15 protein-coding genes are annotated in these 18,844 nt (G+C 70.4%); 3 read left to right on the plus strand and 12 right to left on the minus strand.

Annotation, left to right across the window (positions count from 1 at the left end):
* Position 1 precedes the first annotated feature (1 nt).
* Both BLT28_RS33010 and hutI read left to right on the plus strand, forming a co-directional pair.
* The gene (locus BLT28_RS33010) at positions 2-1,309 is read left to right on the plus strand and encodes a formimidoylglutamate deiminase (RefSeq protein ID WP_030426751.1); all 1,308 of its coding nucleotides are present in this window, start codon (positions 2-4) and stop codon (positions 1,307-1,309) included.
* On the plus strand, positions 1,306-2,460 hold the full coding sequence (gene hutI / locus BLT28_RS33015; RefSeq protein WP_030426750.1) for an imidazolonepropionase: 1,155 nt from the start codon (positions 1,306-1,308) through the stop codon (positions 2,458-2,460). The genes BLT28_RS33010 and hutI overlap by 4 nt, the downstream gene beginning before the upstream one ends.
* A gap of 3 nt (positions 2,461-2,463) precedes the next feature.
* Here hutI and BLT28_RS42265 read toward each other — a convergent pair whose 3' ends face one another.
* The 9 genes from BLT28_RS42265 to BLT28_RS33060 form a co-directional block, all read right to left on the minus strand.
* Positions 2,464-2,808 (minus strand): hypothetical protein, encoded by a 345-nt coding sequence (locus tag BLT28_RS42265; protein WP_081899943.1) that lies wholly within the window; start codon positions 2,806-2,808, stop codon positions 2,464-2,466.
* Positions 2,805-3,269: a hypothetical protein gene (locus BLT28_RS33025; RefSeq protein WP_030426749.1), complete on the minus strand. Its 465-nt coding sequence runs from the start codon at positions 3,267-3,269 to the stop codon at positions 2,805-2,807. The genes BLT28_RS42265 and BLT28_RS33025 overlap by 4 nt, the downstream gene beginning before the upstream one ends.
* Positions 3,270-3,329: 60 nt before the next feature.
* Entirely contained in the window at positions 3,330-3,512 is a 183-nt protein-coding gene (locus BLT28_RS33030; protein WP_030426748.1) for a DUF6104 family protein, read from the minus strand.
* A gap of 89 nt (positions 3,513-3,601) precedes the next feature.
* Entirely contained in the window at positions 3,602-7,282 is a 3,681-nt protein-coding gene (locus BLT28_RS33035; RefSeq protein WP_081899942.1) for a multifunctional oxoglutarate decarboxylase/oxoglutarate dehydrogenase thiamine pyrophosphate-binding subunit/dihydrolipoyllysine-residue succinyltransferase subunit, read from the minus strand.
* A gap of 166 nt (positions 7,283-7,448) precedes the next feature.
* Entirely contained in the window at positions 7,449-11,171 is a 3,723-nt protein-coding gene (locus tag BLT28_RS33040) for an ABC transporter ATP-binding protein (protein ID WP_052406753.1), read from the minus strand.
* A 30-nt stretch (positions 11,172-11,201) separates the two neighbouring features.
* Positions 11,202-12,038, minus strand: a complete 837-nt coding sequence (locus BLT28_RS33045; protein ID WP_030426745.1) for an ABC-2 transporter permease — start codon at positions 12,036-12,038, stop codon at positions 11,202-11,204.
* Entirely contained in the window at positions 12,035-12,991 is a 957-nt protein-coding gene (locus BLT28_RS33050) for an ABC transporter ATP-binding protein (RefSeq protein ID WP_052406752.1), read from the minus strand. The genes BLT28_RS33045 and BLT28_RS33050 overlap by 4 nt, the downstream gene beginning before the upstream one ends.
* A 156-nt stretch (positions 12,992-13,147) precedes the next feature.
* Positions 13,148-13,744, minus strand: a complete 597-nt coding sequence (locus tag BLT28_RS41540) for a hypothetical protein (RefSeq protein WP_197683920.1) — start codon at positions 13,742-13,744, stop codon at positions 13,148-13,150.
* Positions 13,745-13,749: 5 nt separating this feature from the next.
* Entirely contained in the window at positions 13,750-13,956 is a 207-nt protein-coding gene (locus tag BLT28_RS33060; RefSeq protein ID WP_043810070.1) for a hypothetical protein, read from the minus strand.
* Positions 13,957-14,459: 503 nt separating this feature from the next.
* Between BLT28_RS33060 and BLT28_RS33065 the strand changes: the two genes are divergently transcribed.
* Positions 14,460-15,599, plus strand: a complete 1,140-nt coding sequence (locus BLT28_RS33065) for a glycosyltransferase (RefSeq protein ID WP_030426741.1) — start codon at positions 14,460-14,462, stop codon at positions 15,597-15,599.
* A 54-nt stretch (positions 15,600-15,653) separates the two neighbouring features.
* Here BLT28_RS33065 and BLT28_RS33070 read toward each other — a convergent pair whose 3' ends face one another.
* From BLT28_RS33070 to BLT28_RS33080, 3 genes are read right to left on the minus strand one after another with little or no spacing between them, the layout of a single operon-like run.
* A complete protein-coding gene (locus BLT28_RS33070; RefSeq protein WP_231950920.1) occupies positions 15,654-17,024 on the minus strand; it encodes an ABC transporter permease in 1,371 nt (456 codons plus the stop codon).
* A gap of 5 nt (positions 17,025-17,029) precedes the next feature.
* A complete protein-coding gene (locus BLT28_RS33075; protein ID WP_030426739.1) occupies positions 17,030-17,728 on the minus strand; it encodes an ABC transporter ATP-binding protein in 699 nt (232 codons plus the stop codon).
* Positions 17,725-18,732 (minus strand): efflux RND transporter periplasmic adaptor subunit, encoded by a 1,008-nt coding sequence (locus BLT28_RS33080; RefSeq protein ID WP_043810069.1) that lies wholly within the window; start codon positions 18,730-18,732, stop codon positions 17,725-17,727. The genes BLT28_RS33075 and BLT28_RS33080 overlap by 4 nt, the downstream gene beginning before the upstream one ends.
* Positions 18,733-18,844: the final 112 nt, after the last annotated feature.

The following is an 18,844-nucleotide window of genomic DNA, read 5'->3' on the forward strand; positions in this document are numbered from 1 at the left end:
TATGCGGTTCTGGTGCGAGTCGGCGTGGGTCGACGACGCGGTTGCCCGTGACGTGCTGGTGGAGGCCGTCGACGGTGTCATCACCGCGGTGACGGTCGGCGCGCCGCCTGAGGATGCTGAAAGGCTTGGGGGGCTTGTGCTCCCGGGATTCGCCAACGCGCATTCCCATGCCTTCCACCGAGCCCTTCGCGGTCGCACGCACGGTGACGGCGGGACCTTCTGGACCTGGCGGAACGGGATGTACGCGCTGGCCCAGCGGCTCGAACCGGACGGCTACCTGGCGCTCGCCCGCGCCGCGTACGCCGAGATGGCCATCGCCGGTGTCACGTGCGTGGGCGAGTTCCACTACCTCCACCACGCGGCGGGTGGGCGTGCCTATGCCGACCCGAACGCGATGGGCGAGGCGCTGCGACAGGCTGCGGCAGAGGCGGGCGTCCGGCTCACGCTACTCGACACCTGTTACCTCGCAGGCGGTATCGGCGAGCCGCTGAATGAGACCCAGCTGCGTTTCGGGGATCGTTCCGCCGCGCAGTGGGCTTCGCGTGTTGCTGCGTTCAAGGAGGATGCGAACACCCGCGTGGGTGGCGCGATTCATTCTGTGCGTGCTGTTCCTCGTTCTTCCTTGGCGGAGGTTGCCGCGGGAGTGGCCGCCGATCGCCCGCTGCACGTCCATCTCTCCGAGCAGCCCGCGGAGAACGTCGCGTGCCAGGCCGCATACGGTTTGACACCAACGGAACTGCTGCACGATGCCGGTGTGTTGTCGCCGCGAACGGTCGCCGTGCACGCGACGCACCTGACTGCTCATGACATCAAGCTGTTGGGCAGCACAGGAACCGGCGCGTGCTTCTGTCCCACAACGGAAGCGGATCTCGCTGACGGGATCGGCCCAGCGCGGGAACTGGTCGACGCGGGAAGCCCGCTCAGCCTCGGCAGCGATCAGCACGCGGTGGTGGATCCGATCCTGGAAGCCCGGGCGCTGGAGCACGGTGAGCGTCTGCGCACCGGCTCGCGCGGACGTTTCACCTTGGCAGAGCTGGTGAACGCGTCGACCAGCTCCGGTCACGCCGCCCTGGGTTGGCCCACGGCGGGAAGGATCGCTGTCGGTGCTCCGTGCGACCTCGTCCAGGTGCGGTTGGACAGCCCGCGCACCGCGGGATCACTGCCGGAACAGGTATTGCTCAGCGCCTCAGCGTCCGATGTGGACACTGTGATCAACTCTGGGGTGGTGGTGGCGCGCAACGGTCGGCACGAGCGCCTGGGCGATGTGGGCCGGCTGTTGAAGGACGCGATCGAAGGGTTGTGGACGTGAGCATCCTCATCACCGGAATCGGCGAGCTGACCACCAACGACGATGAGCTGGGCTCGCTCTCCGACGCGGCGGTCGTGCTCGACGGCGAACGGATCGCCTGGGTCGGCGCTGCCTCCAGGGCTCCTGACGCGGATTCGCGGGTCGACGTCGGCGGCCGGGCCGTGCTGCCCGGGTGGGTCGACAGCCACACCCACCTGCTCTTCGCCGGTGACCGCACCGCCGAGTTCTCCGCTCGGATGGCCGGAAAGCCCTACCAGGCCGGAGGAATCGCCGTCACCGTCGAGGCGACCAGGGCGGCCTCCGACGAGGAACTGCTGAAGAACCTCCTGCTCCACGTCGGCGAGGCGCGTCGCCAGGGCACGACCACCATCGAGACGAAGACCGGCTACGGCCTGACCGTCCCCGACGAGGTCCGTGCCGCCCGCATCGCCGCATCAGTCGTCGACGAGGTCACGTTCCTCGGTGCCCACCTCGTCCCGCCAGGCTCCGACGCCGGGTCCTATGTGGACCTCGTGCGCGGCGAAATGCTCAGTGCCGTAGCACCTTTCGTGCGCTGGGCCGACGTGTTCTGCGAGACCGGCGCCTTCGACGAGTCCCAGTCCCGCGCCGTCCTGAAGGCCGCCCAGGAGGCAGGCCTGGGGCTGCGCGTGCACGGCAACCAGCTCGGTCCCGGCCCTGGCGCCCGTCTCGCCGTCGAGCTGGGCGCCGCGAGCGTGGATCACTGCACACACCTCACGGAGTCCGATGTGGACAGTCTGGCGAACTCGTCCACCGTCGCGACGCTGCTGCCCGCGTGCGACCTGTCCACCCGCCAGCCGCTCCCCGATGCGCGCGCCCTGCTCGACGCAGGCGCCACCGTCGCTCTGGCTTCCAACTGCAACCCGGGCTCGTCCTACACGTCATCCATGGCGTTTTGCGTTGCCACGGCAGTACTTCAGATGCGCATGAGCGTCGCCGAGGCCGTACGCGCCGCGACGTGGGGCGGTGCCCGGGCGCTCCGCCGCGAGAGCGGTGACGGTGCCGTCGGCGTGATCCGCGTCGGCGCACGAGCCGACCTGCACGTGCTCGACGCGCCCTCCACCACGCACCTCGCCTACCGCCCCGGAGTCCCCCTCACCCACTCCGTCTACCACAAGGGCACCCGCCTCTAGCCGCTAGCGGCGCCTGTCGGTCTGCTTGGGATGGCCCGTTCCTGCCTGAGTGATCCACAGCGTGCGCTGCTCGTCATCAATGGCATACCAGATCCGTCCGCCGCCTGTGGCTTCGTACTGCCACTGCTCAAGGCCTGAGCCAGCGACGGTGGCGTATGCGAGCGCTCCTTTGAGCTGGTGCTGACGATGGTCGGTGTGACGCGGACTGCTGGTGATCGCGACCCAGGCCCGATCAGCGGCCTCAGGGGCGTTGCGCACCAGTTCGTCCCAGCCGATGCCCGCTCGGCGGTCGGCTGCGCGCACGGCCCACGGCTTGGGGCGAGGTATGTCCTCTCCGCGCTTGGTCATGCGGTGGATGCGGAAGGGCGGTCGAGGCCGTCCCCGTCTCCGGCGAACGACGAGCGCAGGCGGGTGGCGAGTTCCGGGTCGCTCCATACCTCGGCGGTGGACTGCCACGCGGCCATCGCGCGGGCGAAAGGCAACAGGTTGCCGGTGTCCGCACCTGCCATCAGGTGCGCCAGCAGGTCCTTCATGCAGTCGGCGCGTTCATCGGCGGGGAGCCAGTGCAGCCAGGAGAGCTGCTCCGCCAACAAGTCTTCGGCCAACTCCGGCGCTCGCACCAGGAGGGCTTGGAGCGCGTGCGCTGCGACCACCATGCTCTTCTGGGTCGCGTCGAACCGCTCCTGCCTGGTCAGCACCAGGTTCTCGTCGTCGCGGCGTTCCAGGACGACGTCCGTGCTCTCCAACGCGGGCAGCACCTTGCTCGGCCCGCGCAGGAAGTCGGAGTAGGGAAAGCGGTTCGTACCCATGTGACCATGGTGTCTGAACTACTTCAGACTGACAAGTGGCACTTTCCGGTGAGCCGCGGGTCAGTCGTCGAGGTCGTCCTCGTCGTCGCGGGCCAGGAAGGTGGCCAGGCGTTCGATCGGGGTCTCGAAGTCCGGGTTCAGGTCGACGAACGCGCGCAGGCGGTCGGCCAGCCAGGCGAGGGTGACCTCCTCCTCGCCGCGCCGCTGCTCCAACTCCTCGATGCCGCGGTCGGTGAAGTACAACGCACTCTCCCAACGAGAAACGAGAAACGAGACGGCCGAGCCGCCGGGCCCTGGGGACCCGGCGGCTCGGCGTGAACCACGAGAAGAACCTACTCGAAGGCCTTGTTCATCAGCTCGGCCTGCTCGACGTCGTGCACCTTGCCGGAACCGGCCGACGGGGCCGCCATGGCACGGCGGGACACCCGGCGGATGCCGGAGAGGCGGTCGGGCACCAGCTCGGGCAGCGCCAGGCCGAAGTACGGCCACGCTCCCTGGTTCGCCGGCTCCTCCTGGACCCAGCGGATGTCCGTGGCGTTGGGGTAGCGCTCCAGCGCCTGGGTGAGCTTCTTGTACGGCACCGGGTAGAGCTGCTCGATCCGCACGATGGCGGTGTCGGAAGCGCCGCGCTTCTGCCGCTCCGCGTTGAGCTCGTAGGAGATCTTGCCGCTGCACAGCAGGACCTTGCGGACCGCGGCCGGGTCGCTCACCAGCGGGTCGTCCAGCACCGAGTGGAACTTGCTGCCTTCCAGGAACTCCTCGACCGGGCTGGTCGCGGCCTTGAGGCGGAGCATGGACTTCGGCGTGAACACCACCAGCGGGCGGTTGATGCCGTCCAGCGCGTGGCGGCGCAGCAGGTGGAAGTAGTTCGACGGGGTGGACGGGACCGCCACCGTCATCGAGCCCTCCGCGCACAGCTGCAGCCAGCGCTCGATCCGGCCCGAGGTGTGGTCGGGGCCCTGGCCCTCGTGGCCGTGCGGCAGCAGGATCACCACGTCCGAGCGCTGGCCCCACTTGGCCTCGCCGGAGGAGATGAACTCGTCGATGATCGGCTGTGCGCCGTTGACGAAGTCACCGAACTGCGCCTCCCACAGCACCAGGGCGTTCGGGTTGGCCACGGAGTAGCCGTACTCGAAGCCCAGCGCCGCGAACTCCGACAGCGCGGAGTCGTAGACCAGGAACTTGGCCTGCTCCTCGGTGAGGTTCTGCAGCGGGGTGTACTCCTGGCCGGTCTTGCGGTCGATCAGCACCGAGTGCCGCTGCACGAACGTGCCGCGACGGGAGTCCTGACCGGCCAGCCGCACGGGGCGGCCTTCGGTGACCAGCGAACCGAACGCCAGCAGCTCGCCGAACGCCCAGTCGATGCCGCCCTCGCGGGCCATCTTCGCGCGCCGCTCCAGCACCGGCTTGACCCGCGGGTGCGGGCTGAAGCCCTCCGGCAGGTTCACGTGCGCGTCGGCGATGAGCTCCAGGGTCTCCCGGCTGATCGCCGTGGGCACCTTGGTCGGGATGACCTGGCTGGACTCCACCGAGCCACTGGGCGCGGGCTTGTGCTTCTCCAGCTCGCGCACCTCGTTGAAGACGTGCTCCAGCTGGCTGGCGTAGTCCTTGAGCGCGCTCTCGGCCTCCTCGACGGAGATGTCGCCGCGGCCGATCAGCGCCTCGGTGTAGCCCTTGCGGACGCTGCGCTTGGTGTCGATCACGTCGTACATCGCCGGCTGGGTCATCGAGGGGTCGTCGCCCTCGTTGTGACCGCGGCGGCGGTAGCAGACCATGTCGATGACGACGTCCTTGCCGAACGCCTTGCGGTACTCCACCGCCAGCTTGGCCACCCAGACGCACGCCTCGGGGTCGTCGCCGTTCACGTGGAAGACCGGGGCGTCGATCATCTTCGCCACGTCGGTGCAGTACTGGCTGGAGCGCGAGGACTCCGGCGCGGTGGTGAAGCCGACCTGGTTGTTGACGACCACGTGCAGCGTGCCGCCGGTGCGGTAGCCGCGCAGCAGCGCCAGGTTCAGCGTCTCGGCGACCACGCCCTGACCCGCGAACGCGGCGTCGCCGTGCATCAGGACGGGCAGCACGGTGAAGCCCTCGCCGCCCTTGTCCAGGATGTCCTGCTTGGCCCGGACGATGCCCTCCAGGACCGGGTCCACGGCCTCCAGGTGGGAGGGGTTGCAGGTCAGCGAGACCTTGGTCTCACCGTCGCCGAACATGCGGAAGTACTTGCCCTCCGCGCCCAGGTGGTACTTCACGTCACCGGAGCCGTGCGCCTGGCCCGGGTCGAGGTTGCCCTCGAACTCCCGGAAGATCTGCGAGATCGGCTTGCCGACGATGTTGGCGAGCACGTTCAGGCGGCCGCGGTGCGGCATGCCGATGACGACCTCGTCCAGGCCCTGCTCGGCGGCCTTGTCCAGCACCGCGTCCAGCAGCGGGATGACCGTCTCGCCGCCTTCCAGCGAGAACCGCTTCTGGCCGACGTACTTGGTCTGCAGGAACGTTTCGAACGCCTCGGCCGCGTTGAGCTTGCTCAGGATGTAGGTCTGCTCGGCGCGGTCCGGCTTGGTGTGCGGGACCTCGATGCGCTCCTGCAGCCACTGGCGCTCGTCCGGCTTGAGGATGTGCATGTACTCGATGCCGACGGTGCGGCAGTAGGAGTCGCGCAGCACGCCGAGCACGTCGCGCAGCTTCATCCGCTCCTTGCCGGCGAAACCGCCGACCGCGAACTCCCGGTCCAGGTCCCACAGGGTCAGGCCGTGCGAGAGCACGTCCAGGTCCGGGTGCTTGCGCTGGCGGTAGTTCAGCGGGTCGGTGTCGGCCATCAGGTGGCCGCGGCTGCGGAAGGCGTCGATCAGCTCGAGCACGCGGGCGGTCTTGTCGACCGCGCCCTCGGGGATGTCGGTGACCCAGCGGATCGGCTCGTACGGGATGCGCAGCGAGGCGAAGATCGCGTCGTAGAAGCCGTCCTCGCCGAGCAGCAGCTGGTGCACCCGGCGCAGGAACTCGCCGGACTCCGCGCCCTGGATGATCCGGTGGTCGTAGGTGGAGGTCAGCGTGATGATCTTGCTGATGCCCAGCTTGCCGAGCGCCTTCTCGCTGGCGCCCTGGAACTCCGCCGGGTACTCCATCGCGCCGACGCCGATGATCGCGCCCTGGCCCGCGGTCAGCCTCGGCACCGAGTGGTTGGTGCCGATGGTGCCCGGGTTGGTCAGCGAGATCGTGGTGCCGGAGAAGTCCTCGGTGCCCAGCTTGCCCGCGCGCGCCTTGCGGATCAGGTCCTCGTAGGCCTGCAGGAACTGCGCGAAGTTCATCGTCTCGCAGCCCTTGATGGAGGCCACCACCAGCGAGCGCTGGCCGTCCTTGCCGGGCAGGTCGATCGCGAGACCGAGGTTGACGTGCTCCGGCGTCACCAGGTTCGGCTTGCCGTCGATCGAGGAGAAGAACCGGTTCATGTTGGGGAAGGCCTCGATGGCCTTCACCACGGCGAACCCGATGAGGTGGGTGAAGGAGACCTTGCCACCCCGGGTCCGCTTGAGGTGGTTGTTGATCACGATCCGGTTGTCGGCGAGCAGCTTCGCCGGAACGGCGCGCACGCTGGTCGCGGTCGGAACACTGAGCGACTGCTCCATGTTCTTCGCGATCGCGGCGGCGGCTCCGCGCAGCTGCTTGTGCTCCTCGCCCGCGCCGGCCGGCTTGACCGGTGCGGCGCTGGCCGCCTTGGTCGGCGTGGGCTTGGTGGCCTTGGCCGCGGGGGCCGGGGTGGCCGGGGCAGCCGCCTTGGCGGGCGCGGCCGTTCCGTTCACCGCCTCGGCCTGGGCGGGCTGACTCGCCGGAGCCGGCTTCGTCGTGGTGCTGCCGTTGCCGGTCGCCATCTTCTGGGCGGTCGGCTTGTAGTCGGCAAAGAAGTCATGCCACGCCGGATCCACGGAGGACGGGTCGTTGAGGAACTGCTCGTACATTTCCTCGACCAGCCACTCATTGGGGCCGAATTGGGACGCAGTACTGCTGCTGGACACGGCCGCTGCTCGCCTCTATCCATCTGCTCGGGGTACAGACACAGGTGTTGCCAAGGCTAGCCCTCCGCATCGCGCGGGTGGTACACGGACGTACTCCTCTGGTGAGGGCTGGCTCACAGAATCGTTTACCTGATCGATTCTGAAGTGTAGAAGCCTCAAGGCTTCCTCAAGCGATGTCGGTGTCATAGCTCGACCCCGCGAGCGGGTCTTCGGCAGCTCCCGCGCGCCACAGCCGGGCATATGCCCCATCCAGGCCCAGCAGCTCCGCGTGGGTGCCCTCCTCCGCGATCCGCCCGTCCGCGAGCACCACGATCCGGTCCGCCCGCGCCGCCGTCGCCAGCCGGTGCGCGACGACGAAGGTCGTCCGCCGGGAGGACACCAGGTCTTCGGTCGCAGCCAAAACGGCGGCCTCGGTCGCCGGGTCCAGCGCGGCGGTGGCCTCGTCCAGCAGCACCACGTCGGGGTCGACCAGCTCCGCCCGGGCGAGCGCCACGAGCTGCCGCTGTCCCGCCGACAGCCCCTGACCGCGCTCGCCCACCTCCTGGTGGAACCCGTGCGGGAGCCGCGCGACCATCGGCAGCGCCCCCACCCTCCGCGCCGCCGCCTCGATCTCGGCGCGGGACGCGTCCGGCCTGCCGTAAGCGACGTTCTCCGCCACGGTGCCGGAGAAGAGGTGCGCCTCCTGCGGCACCACGCCGAGCTTGCTCCGGTAGCCGGGCAGGTCGTAGTCGCGCACGTCGACGCCGTCCACCAGAACGGCTCCCTCGGTGGCGTCGTAGAACCGCGCGACGAGCTTGACCAGGGTCGACTTGCCCGCGCCGGTCGCACCGACCAGGGCCACCGTCCCCCCGGGCTGGACGCGGAGGTTGATCCCGGACAGCGCGGGGGTGTCGGTGCCCGCGTAGCTGAAGCCGACGTCGCGCAGCTCCACCTCGCCGCGCAGCCGCGACGGCACCTCGCGCGGATGTGATGCGGGCGGCACGGAGGTCGGGGTGCGCAGCAGGTCGCCGATGCGGCGCAGGCCGATCTTGGCCTGCTGGTAGCCGTCGAAGACCCCGGACAGCTGCTGGATCGGTGAGAAGAACAACGCCAGGTACAGCAGGAACGCCAGCAGCACGCCCGGCGTGAGCCCGGCCGTGGCGACCCGGTGGGCGCCGACCGCCAGGACCGCCGCCTGCACCAGGTCCGACAGCATCGTGACGAACGGGAAGTAGGTGGCGATGTAGCGCTGCGCCCGCAGGCGGGAGCGCCGGTAGGCGTCGCTGCGCTCGGCGAACTCCTCGGCCGAGCGCTCCTCGCGGGTGTAGGCCTGGGCGACCCGGAGGCCGGAGACGTTCTCCTGGAGGTCGGCGTTGACCGCGCTGACCCGCTCCCTGGCCTCGGCGTAGGCGACCGAGGAGAGCTTGCGGAAGACGAGCGTGGCCACCAGCAGCACCGGCAGCGCGGCGAGCGCCACCAGCGCCAGCCCGGGATCGGTGAGGACCAGCGCGACCGAGATGCCCACCACGGTGAGCACGCTGACCACGGCGGTGGCGAGCCCGGTCTGGAGGAACGTCGACAGCGCGTCGACGTCCGTGGTCATCCTGGTCATGATCCGCCCGGCCAGCTCGCGCTCGTAGTAGTCGAGCCCGAGCCGTTGCAGGTGGGCGAAGCTGCGCACGCGGAGCAGGTAGAGCACGGTCTCGCCGGTCCGCGCCGTGATCACGGTCTGTGCGGCGAGCACCACCGCCGCCAGCGCGACGACCGCGACCCCGATGACGGTCGCGGTCCACAGCGGTCCGGCCGCACCGGCGCTCACACCGTGGTCGATGCCGTAGCGGAACAGCGTGGGCAGGGCGATCGACGACAGCGCGTCGACGGCCACCCCGACGGTCGCCAGCACCAGCGGCCACCGCACCACGCGCAGCAGGCGGCGCAGGCGGAAGCCCGGGTCGGGGGCGCGGGCATCGGTGTCGCCGAGCTTGGGGGAGTCCTTCGCCGGTGGCAGCGCCTCGACCTGCGCGAGCAGTTCCGGTGTCGGTGGCATCGCCCCCAGCGCGCCTGCCACACCACTGCCCCTCGGGCCGCCCACGGTCTCTGCGAACGTTCTGGTCGTTGTGTTTTCTGGTGTCGTGACCGGCCACAACGCGTCTTCGCCGAGGTTCGGCGCGGTGACGTCCTCGATCGCGTCCCCGGGACCGGCGAGCAGGGACCGGAACAGCGCGCACCGCTGCTCCAGCTCCGCGTGGGTGCCGACATCGACCAGCCGCCCCTGGTCGAGCACCGCGATCCGGTCTGCCAGGGCGAGCGTCGAACGGCGGTGGGCGATCAGCAGCGTTGTCCTGGACTCGGTGACCGCGCGCAGCGTCGCGTGGATCGCTGCCTCGGTGGCCGGGTCCACGGCCGAGGTCGCGTCGTCGAGCAGGAGCACCCGCGGATCGGACAGCAGCGCCCGCGCCAGGGCGACGCGCTGCCGTTGTCCACCTGAAAGGGTGAGCCCGCGCTCGCCGACCACGGTGTCGTAGCCATCGGGCAGAGCAGTGATGAAGTCGTGGGCCTCCGCCGCCTTGGCCGCTGTCCGCACCTCGTCGTCGGTGGCGTCCGGCCTGCCGTAGGCGATGTTCGCGCGGACGGTGTCGGAGAACAGGAACGCCTCCTCGAACACCACCCCGATGGCGCCGCGCAACGAGGCCGTCCGCAGTTGCCGCACGTCGGTGCCGCCGAGCCGGATGGAGCCGTCCTGGACGTCGTAAAACCTTGGCAGCAAAAGGGAAACCGTCGATTTCCCGGAGCCCGCCGTGCCGACGAGCGCCAGCGTCTCGCCCGGTTTCACGCGCAGCGACACCCCGTCCAGCACCGGCTCGCTGCGCGTGTAGCCGAACCGGACCTCGTCCAGCTCCACCGCGAGCGGCCCGTCCGGAACGTCGACGGCGTCGGGGGCCTCGCGCACCTCCGGCTGCGAGTCGATCAGCTCGTAGACCCGCTCCACGCCCGCCCGCGCGAGCTGGCCCGACACCAGCAGGCTGGACAGCATGCGGGCGGGCCCGACCAGCCCGGCGATGTAGGTGGCGAACGCCAGGAAGGTGCCGAGGCTGATCCGGCCGTCCATCACGAGGACACCACCGATGCCGAGCACCGCGACCTGGCCGAGCACGGGCAGGGCCGCCATCAGCGCGGTCGGCGGCGCGGTCAGCCGGGCCGCCCGCATCCGCTCGGCGAACAACCGCTGCGCCGCCACTTCCAGGTCGGTGACCTCGCGCGCCTCCTGCCCGAAGCCCTTGACCACGCGCACGCCGGTGACGGCCTCCTCGACGTGCTGGGCGATGTCGGCGGCGCGTTGCTGAGCCGACCACGTCGCCGGGAACAGCACGGTGCGGTTGCGCACTCCGATCACCACGACCGCGGGCAGCACGACGAGCGCGACGGCGGTCAGCAGCGGCGAGAGCCAGAGCATCGCGCCGAGCGCCACCACCGCGAACACCAGCTGGCCCGTCATCAGCGGCAACATCGCCAGCAGGGACTGCACGAGCTGCAGGTCGCTGATCGAGCGCGAGACGATCTGGCCGGTGCGCATCGCGTCCTGGCTGCCGCCGTCGAGCCGTTGCACCGACGCGAAGACCTCGCGCCGCAGGTCGTGCTGGACGTCGAGGGACAGTCGACCGCCCTGGTAGCGGCGGACGAACGCGCTGGCGAAGGCGAGCACGGCCAGCCCGGCGAGCAGCCCGACCAGCCAGCCCAGGTTGTCCGTGTGCCCGGCGACGGCGTCGTCCACCGCCGTCCTGGTCAGCAGCGGGACGGCCGCCTGCAGCCCGACGCCGAGCACGGACGCGCCGAACGCGGCCAGCACGACGCGGCGGTGCCGCCAGCTCGCCGCGCCGAGGCGACGGATCCAACCGGGAGTTGTGGACACGCGAGCCAGGCTAGAACCCGCCCCTGACACTCAGGTGATGTCGCGCTGCTTGCTCACCGCGGACCCGGCGAAGACCACGAGGAGCGTGTACCCCAGGAAGATCAGCGCGCTGGCCCACCAGATCGGCGCGCCCTCGGTCAGCGCCTGCCGCAGCGGGGCCACCAGCGGGGAGTCGGTCAGCCGCCCGGGCAGGTCGCCGAAGAACAGGTTCAGCGCCAGGTCCATGGTCATGTCGTTGCCCGCCGTGTAGGGCAGGAACGGCGGGACCTCCTCGGCCCCCTGGGCCCGCAGCAGCGCCGACAGCGCGCCCTCGACCAGCTGCGTGTAGAGCAGCAGGCCGAGCACCGCGCCGAGCTGGTTGCCGACCAGCGCGCCGAGGCCGACCCCGAACAGCGCCCACAGCACCGACGAGACGATGCCGACGGCGCAGATCGCCAGCCACGACACCGCGCTGGGGAAGCCCTCGCCGCCGGAGCCGAGCACCGCGCCGATCGAGCCGAACACCGCGGCGGCGACTCCGTAGACCCCGCCGAGCGCGGCGTACGCGATCAGCTTCGCGACCAGCACGGAGTCGCGCGAACCCGCGGTGAGGTAGGTGGTGGTGATGGTGCGGTGCCGGTACTCGCCGGTCACCCCGATCACGCCGACCAGCGCGGCGAACAGGGTGCCGAAGGTCATCCCGCTCGCGAACATCGGCAGCGCCAGCGGCACCTGCTGGTCGATGTCCTGGATGTCCACGCCGAGCGAGCCGATCCACGCCCCGCCCGCGGCGAAGGCCAGCGTGATCAACGCGCCGGGGATGAGCATGCCCCACCACAGGTTGGTGGAGAAGATCTTGCGGAACTCCGCCTTCACCAGGCCGTTCACGCCGCACCGCCCCCGAATCCGCCCGCCTGGCCCTGGTCCGGTCCCTGTTCCGGCACACCCGTGGTGAGCTGGAGGAACATCCGTTCCAGGTCGGCCTGCTCCTCCTGCATGCCGTAGATCGCCACCCCGGCGGCCAGCGCGATGTCGGCCACCTGCTTGGTGTGCGAGCCGGTGACCGCGAGCCTGCCGTCCTGCAGCGTCTCCACATCGGTCAGCCCGGCTTCGCGCAGGGCGTCGACCAGCGCGCGCGCGTCGGCGGGCTGGACCAGCACCCGGCTGCGCTGGGACTTGCGCAGGTGCTCCAGCGGGCCCTGGTAGCGGGTCTGCCCCGCACTGATGATCACGACCTGGTCGACGGTCTGCTCCACCTCGGCCAGCAGGTGGCTGGAGACCAGCACGGTGCGCCCGCTGCGGGCGAAGGACTGCATGAACGTGCGCAGCCAGGCGATGCCCTCCGGGTCCAGTCCGTTGGCCGGCTCGTCCAGCACCAGCACCTGCGGGTCCCCGAGCAGCGCGGTGCCCAGGGCCAGGCGCTGGCGCATGCCGAGGGAGAACTCGCCCGCGCGCCGGTTGGCCGCCGTCGCCAGGCCGACCAGGGTCAGCACCTGCTCCACCCGCTCGTCCGGCAACCCGGCCGCCGCCGCGAAACAGCGCAGGTGGGCGCGGGCCGAGCGGGTCGGGTGGAAGCTCTGCGCCTCCAGCACCGCGCCGACGACGGTCGCCGGGTTCTCCAGCCGCTCGAACGGCACTCCGTTGATGGTGGCGCCGCCCGAGGTCGGGCGGACCAACCCGAGCAGCATGCGCAACGTGGTGGTCTTGCCCGCCCCGTTCGGACCGAGGAACCCGGTCACCGAGCCCGGCTCGACGGTGAAGCTGAGGTTTTGCACCGCGGTGACGGGCCCGAACCGTTTGGTCAGGTCCTGCACCACGATCCGGCCAGTGCCGTCGTGCACGCGTCCCTCCACGTGAGCTCTTCGCGACCCGGCCACGAGACCGGGGGACCTGGCCATCCTGCCCCATCCCGGCGCGGAGCCGGGGGACACTACGACCCGTTTCGTGCTCCGGGCGGCTCACGGGAGCGCTCCCGGCCCCGACACCGGGGCGCGGTGTCAGTCGTCGAGGGCGTGCTTCGGTTTGACCTCCGAAGACGGCTCGGCGGGGATGACGGGGATCTCGGTGGTGGTCTCCGCGGGCGTCTCCGGGATCGGGATCGGACCGGTGACCTCGACCGCGGCCACGGTCTCCACAGCGCGGAAGTCCTCCTCCGCGCGCAGCGAGTCCGCCGGGCGCATGTCCCGCACCACGCCGATCAGCTCGACCTCACCCACGCCGCTGGTCTCCCTCGGGTCCTGCTCGCTGATCACATCGACATCGCTGATCCCGCCGACGGCGCGCAGCCGCCGGGTGAACGGGTTGCGCACCGACGCCCGGCGCTCCCGGTGCGTGGTGCCGTCGCCGATCAGGTGCCGGTGCGCCATCAACCACACCTGGCAGGGCCAGCGGCGCCTGCGCAGGCCCGCGGGGCACGCGCGGCAGCGGCCGTCCTGGTCCCGCTGGTGCACGGTGAGCAGCAGGCGCCAGCCCTCCGCCAGGCGCTGGAGCTCGGCGCGCGCGAGGGGCAGCAACGCGGAGGCGTCCCCGCTCTCGGCGGCCTGGTCCAGCATCGCCAGCCGCATCAGCACCGCCTGGCGCATCGGGTCTTCCATCGGCGTCATCCTCTCGGGTCCCCGGTCTCGGCCGCGGCATCGCTGGCGGTGCCGAGCGTCCGGTGTAGGCGATGGGTCTGCTGCGCGGAGAGCACCGCGGTCCCGCCGGGCGGAGCGACCACCAGCACCTGGTCCTCCTCGACGAGCACCGTGACCGAGCGATCCCGGCCGAACGGATCTCCGCAGTCGACCCACCAGCGCTGGTCGTTCACGGCGGACCCGGATCATCGCGCGGCGCCTGCCGAACCACCACGTTCGGACAACCCGGCTCGGTCACTGGCAAGACATCGGCGGCGGGTGGCACCGCGTACAGGCCGACACCGGCAAAATCACCCTGTTGCCCCAATTGGTCCTACTGGAACGCGACCGCACGGGTAGGGCTGATCAAAAGTGTCCTGGGTGTCGCGACGCCACAAGTGACCACCGCGTAAACTCCCCAACGGCGGCCTGCTCCCGGTAACCCCCAGGCTGGTCGAGCAGGCCGCCGTCCTCCACCTCTCCCTGCTCGCCGCTGTGCGGCTTCGCCTTGTCGTCCTCGTCATCTTGGGGGCCGAGCCCCCCAAGCCCCCCACGGTGCGTTGTGTGCTGATCCAGCGGGGTTCCTCCGAGTCAACCGCGGCGCGGTGTACCTGCTCGGTTCTTGGATTGAATATCTTATTTGCTGAGAGTCTTTGGGCTTGGTTGGATGGTGGTGGGCTAGCTGAGGGAGGAAAGCGTGCGGGTTTTGTTCACGTCGTCACCGGGGTTGGGGCACCTGTTCCCGATGATCCCGCTGGCGTGGGCGGTGCGGGCGGCCGGGCACGACGCGCTGATCGCCACCACCGGCGACGGGGTGCAGCGGTCGGCGCAGGCGGGGTTGCCGGTGGTGGACGCGGCACCGGGACTGGACGTGTTCCAGTTCTTCCAGGAGACCGCGAAGGACAGCAGGTTCACCGACTGGGGCGGGCTGCGGAAGCTGTTCAAGGAGGACCCGGCCAAGGCCATGGACCTGGTCGCGGCGCGGTTCGCCGCCCTCGGGGACCGGCTCAGCGAGGACATGCTCGTCGCGGCCCAGGGCTGGCGGCCGGACGTGGTGGTCTTCGAGCAGATGGACTCCGCGGGCCCGTTCGTCGCCGCGAAGCTCGGGATTCCCGCCGTGCAGCACAACTTCGGCGCCGCCCGGGGCATCGGTGAGGTGGCGATGTACGCCAAGCACACCGCCGCCTACGACCGGCACGGCGTCACCAGGCCCACCGAGGCCGCCGCGATCATCAACGTCGCCACCGAAGGGCTCGGCGCGCCGCAGATCGGCTGGCCCATGCGGTACATCGCCTACAACGCGGGCGGGGAGCTGCCCGCGTGGCTGCTCGCCGAGCGGGAGCGGCCACGCGTCTGCGTCACCCTCGGCACGGTCGTCGGCAAGCTCTCCGGCGTCGGCGCGCTGCGCCAGATCGTCGACGCCGCAAGGGAAATGGACGCGGAGTTCGTCTTCGCGCTCGGCGACAACGACCTCTCCGACCTCGGCGAGCTGCCGGAGAACGTGCGCGTCTCGGGGTGGATCCCGTTGAACTCGCTGCTGGAGAACTGCGATGCGGTGGTGCACCACGGCGGCTCCGGCAGCACCTTCACCTCGTTGACCGCCGGGGTGCCGCAGTTGGTGCTGCCGCACGGCGCCGACCAGTTCGACAACGCCGCGATGGTGCGCTCCTCGGGCATCGGCCTGTGGATCGAGGAGTCCGAAGTGGACGCTTCGCACCTGACGAAGCTCTTGGAGGACAAGGAGATTCGAGCGGCGTGTGAGCGACTTCGCGCGGAGAACGCCACGCGCCCGCTGCCGGTGGACATCGTGCCGAAGCTCGCCGCCCTGGTGGGCTGAGACGAACGGACCCCGTTGCGCCGCAACGGGGTCCGTTCGTGTTCGGTGGAGGGATCAGGCGCGCATCACGGTGGAGATCGGGATGCGCGCGGCGCGGATCGCCGGGATGAGGCCGCCGAGCAGGCCCGCGACCAGACCGGCGATCACCCCCGCTATGCCCGCCTGCCAGGGGAAGGACATCTCGGCCAGTGCGGGCAGCTTGCCGCTGAGCATCATCGCCGCCACCTCGAAGCCGAGCACACCGGCGCCGATCGCCGCCAGGGCGGTGAGCAGACCGGTCAGCAATGTCTCCGCGAGCACGATGAAGGTGAGCAGCATCCGCGAGGTGCCGACCGCGCGGCGCAGGGCGAACTCCTCCACGCGTTCGCCGACCGTGGCGAGGCCGACGTTGAGGATGCCCGCGACGCCGATCAGCAGCACCAGCGACGCCATGCCCAGGAAGATCATCTTCATCACGTTGAGCATCGACTCCATCTGCTTCCTGGGGTCGGCCCGCTGGCTGTTCATCCCCGCGACCTCGGCGCCCGCCGCGGCCAGCCGGGCCTTCAGGGTCTGCTTGATGCCCTCCGAACCCGGTGCGAGGAAGACCGACGAGAGACCGCCGCCGCTGCCCCCGCCGCGGACGGCGCCGGGCATCGAGCCCTTGGCGGCGCCACTGGCGGCCGGGGGCTTCGCCTCGACGGGCGCCCAGTTCTGCAGTTCGTCCGCGCGCATGTACGCGGTGGCCGAGTACGTGCCCTGACCGTCGTCGACGACGCCGACGATCCTCGGGGTCGCGTTCTTCGAGCCGCCCTGCACGTGCAGCTCCGCCGGGATCTTGTTGTTCTTGAAGCCTTCCGCGGCCGCGGTGTTGATCACGACCTGCGGGGACATCGACGGAGCGGAGTCGAAGTCCAGCCACTGCCCGGAAACCAGGCGGAACGGCCGGAACTGCCGGATGTCGCCGACCATCATCGTGGTCCGCAGCTCGATCGCGGCGCCCTTCGGCGGCTGCTTCTCGTCGACCGGCTGGCTGTAGCACATGCCGCTGGCGTCGCAGACCGTCGTGTAGCGGCCGCCGCCGTAGCTGCTGTACCGCGGATCGAAGGAACTGCCGCCGGGGTTGAGCGGGGTGGTGTTCGGCTCCCCGATCGTGATCTGGGTCTGGCCGTGGGCCGAGACGCCCTTCTTGCCCTGCAGCGTCTCCCGGACGATCTCGGTTGTCTTCTCGTGCTGGGGCAGGTAGAGCGACTCGGTGCCGTCGACACCCCGCATCAGCTCGATGTCGGCGAGCATCGCCTTCTCGGCCACCTGGCCGCCCGCCTGCACCGCGATCACCGCGAGCACGCCGAGGAACAGGCTCATCATGGACAGCAGCGTGCGCAGTTTGCGGGCACGGATGCCCTGGCCGCCGATGATCAGGGAGGACCGGAACTTGCCGGACATCCGGATCACGTCAACACCCTCTCGTTCGCCCGTGAGAGCCGGCCGTCGGTCAGCCGCATCACCCGCGCCATCCGGTCCGCGTGCTGCCGGTCGTGGGTGACCAGGATCAGCCCGCAGCCGGTGTAGGTCGCCGACAGCAGCACGTCGATGACCAGCTCGGCGGTCTCGGTGTCCAGCGCGCCGGTCGGCTCGTCGGCCAGCAGCACCTTGGGTTCGCGCACCAGCGCCCGCGCGATGGCCACCCGCTGCTGCTCACCGCCGGAGAGCCGGGTCGGCTTGTTCTTGGCGAGGTGGGCGATGCCGACCTTCTCCAGCGCCGCCATCACCTTCGCCTTGCGCTTGCGCGCTGGCAGCCAGCCCTGGCCGTTGACCAGCGCCATCGCCACGTTCTGCGCCGCGGTGAGGTGCTTGAGCAGGAAGAAGCGCTGGAAGACGAAACCGAACTCGGCACTGCGCAGCACCGCGGCCTTGCGCTCCGGCAGCGAGGTGATGTCGTTGCCGTTGAGCAGGTACTGCCCGCCGTCCGCGCGGTCGAACAGGCCGAGCAGGCTCAGCAGGGTCGACTTGCCGGAACCGGAGCGGCCGAGGATCGCGACGCTGTCACCGGGGTGGACGGTCAGGTCCACCCCGGCGAGGATCTGCCGCGGTTCCTCCTGGCCCTTGAGCGTCTTGGTGATCCCGGTCAGCTGGATGAGCGGGCTCATCGGGACCCCGGGAAGGAGCCGCCGGAGCCGCCGTTCTTGCCGCCGGAACCCGCGGGCAGGTTCGGGCCGGGGACGGCGACCGTCTCGTCGCCGGTGAGACCGGACTTGATCTCCACCACCTTGCCGTCGGTGAGCCCCAGCTCCACGTCGACGGTCTTGCGGGTGCCGCCGGCGCCCAGCACGTCCACCTTGCCGCGGCCGGAGGTGCCCGCGACCGCCTCGACCGGCAGCACCAGGGCGTTGGTGGAGCGGTCGGTGACGACCTCGACGGTGGCCGAGCTGCCGTTGATCATCTTGACGTCGGCCGGCGCCGTGCAGACCAGGCGCAGCCCGGTCGGCTCGGACGGGGTGGGCCCCGTCTGGCCGGGCTTGCCGCCCTGGCCGGGGCCGGGCTTGGTCCCGCTCGGCGGCGTCGGCGGCTTGTTCTTGTCCTGTTCGGAGGGATTGGGCTCCGGATCGGGGATGCTGCCCGCCGGCATCGCCGCGATGGTGCCCAGCACCGAGCACGGGAACGGCCCGGGGCCGTTGGTGATCTGGGCCTCGACCGAGCTGAGCGAGCCGGACATCTTGTACGCCTGGTCGCCGTCGATGTCGGCGACGATGCCGTAGCCGGCGTAGCGCGCGGAGACCACCGGCATGCCCGCGGTGACCGAGGCGCGGTCCTCGACCAGCCGGCCCGCGAAGGTGGCCTTGGCCGGAACGCTGATGGTGCTCGCCACCCGCTTGCCCGAGTAGATCTCCGCGACCTTGGTCGCCTTGGTCGGGGTGCCCTTGGGCGGTTCGAATTCGAGGTAGCGCACCTCGCCGTTGACCGGAGTGGTCAATCCGAAGACCGGGTTCATCGTGACCTTGCCGGTGAGGCTCACCTTGTTGGTGAGGCTCTGACGGGTCACCTTCGCCGTCGTCATCGTGGTTCCGCGCGGGGCGAGCTCGGGATTGGACTGCGGTGTCTCCGAACCTCCGCACGCCGTCGCCACGGCCGCGACCACGGCCAATCCACCCATTCGGAGAATTATTCTTTTCCGCACCAAAGTCCCCAACTCGATCGTGACCGGGCTCCGCCGGTATCTCCACAGACGCCCGGTACGCGGCCGGGTTGCTCGCTTTCGGGCCAAG

The organism is Allokutzneria albata (assembly GCF_900103775.1).
GTDB lineage: Bacteria > Actinomycetota > Actinomycetes > Mycobacteriales > Pseudonocardiaceae > Allokutzneria > Allokutzneria albata.

What these genes read in the sequence shown, in the direction of transcription:
- BLT28_RS33010 (WP_030426751.1), top strand. Translation starts at nt 2, where the DNA reads ATGCGGTTCTGGTGCGAGTCGGCGTGGGTCGACGACGCGGTTGCCCGT.
- BLT28_RS42265 (WP_081899943.1), bottom strand. Translation starts at nt 2,808, where the DNA reads ATGACCAAGCGCGGAGAGGACATACCTCGCCCCAAGCCGTGGGCCGTG.
- BLT28_RS33025 (WP_030426749.1), bottom strand. Translation starts at nt 3,269, where the DNA reads ATGGGTACGAACCGCTTTCCCTACTCCGACTTCCTGCGCGGGCCGAGC.
- BLT28_RS41540 (WP_197683920.1), bottom strand. Translation starts at nt 13,744, where the DNA reads ATGGAAGACCCGATGCGCCAGGCGGTGCTGATGCGGCTGGCGATGCTG.
- BLT28_RS33070 (WP_231950920.1), bottom strand. Translation starts at nt 17,024, where the DNA reads ATGTCCGGCAAGTTCCGGTCCTCCCTGATCATCGGCGGCCAGGGCATC.
- BLT28_RS33080 (WP_043810069.1), bottom strand. Translation starts at nt 18,732, where the DNA reads ATGGGTGGATTGGCCGTGGTCGCGGCCGTGGCGACGGCGTGCGGAGGT.
- BLT28_RS33075 (WP_030426739.1), bottom strand. Translation starts at nt 17,728, where the DNA reads ATGAGCCCGCTCATCCAGCTGACCGGGATCACCAAGACGCTCAAGGGC.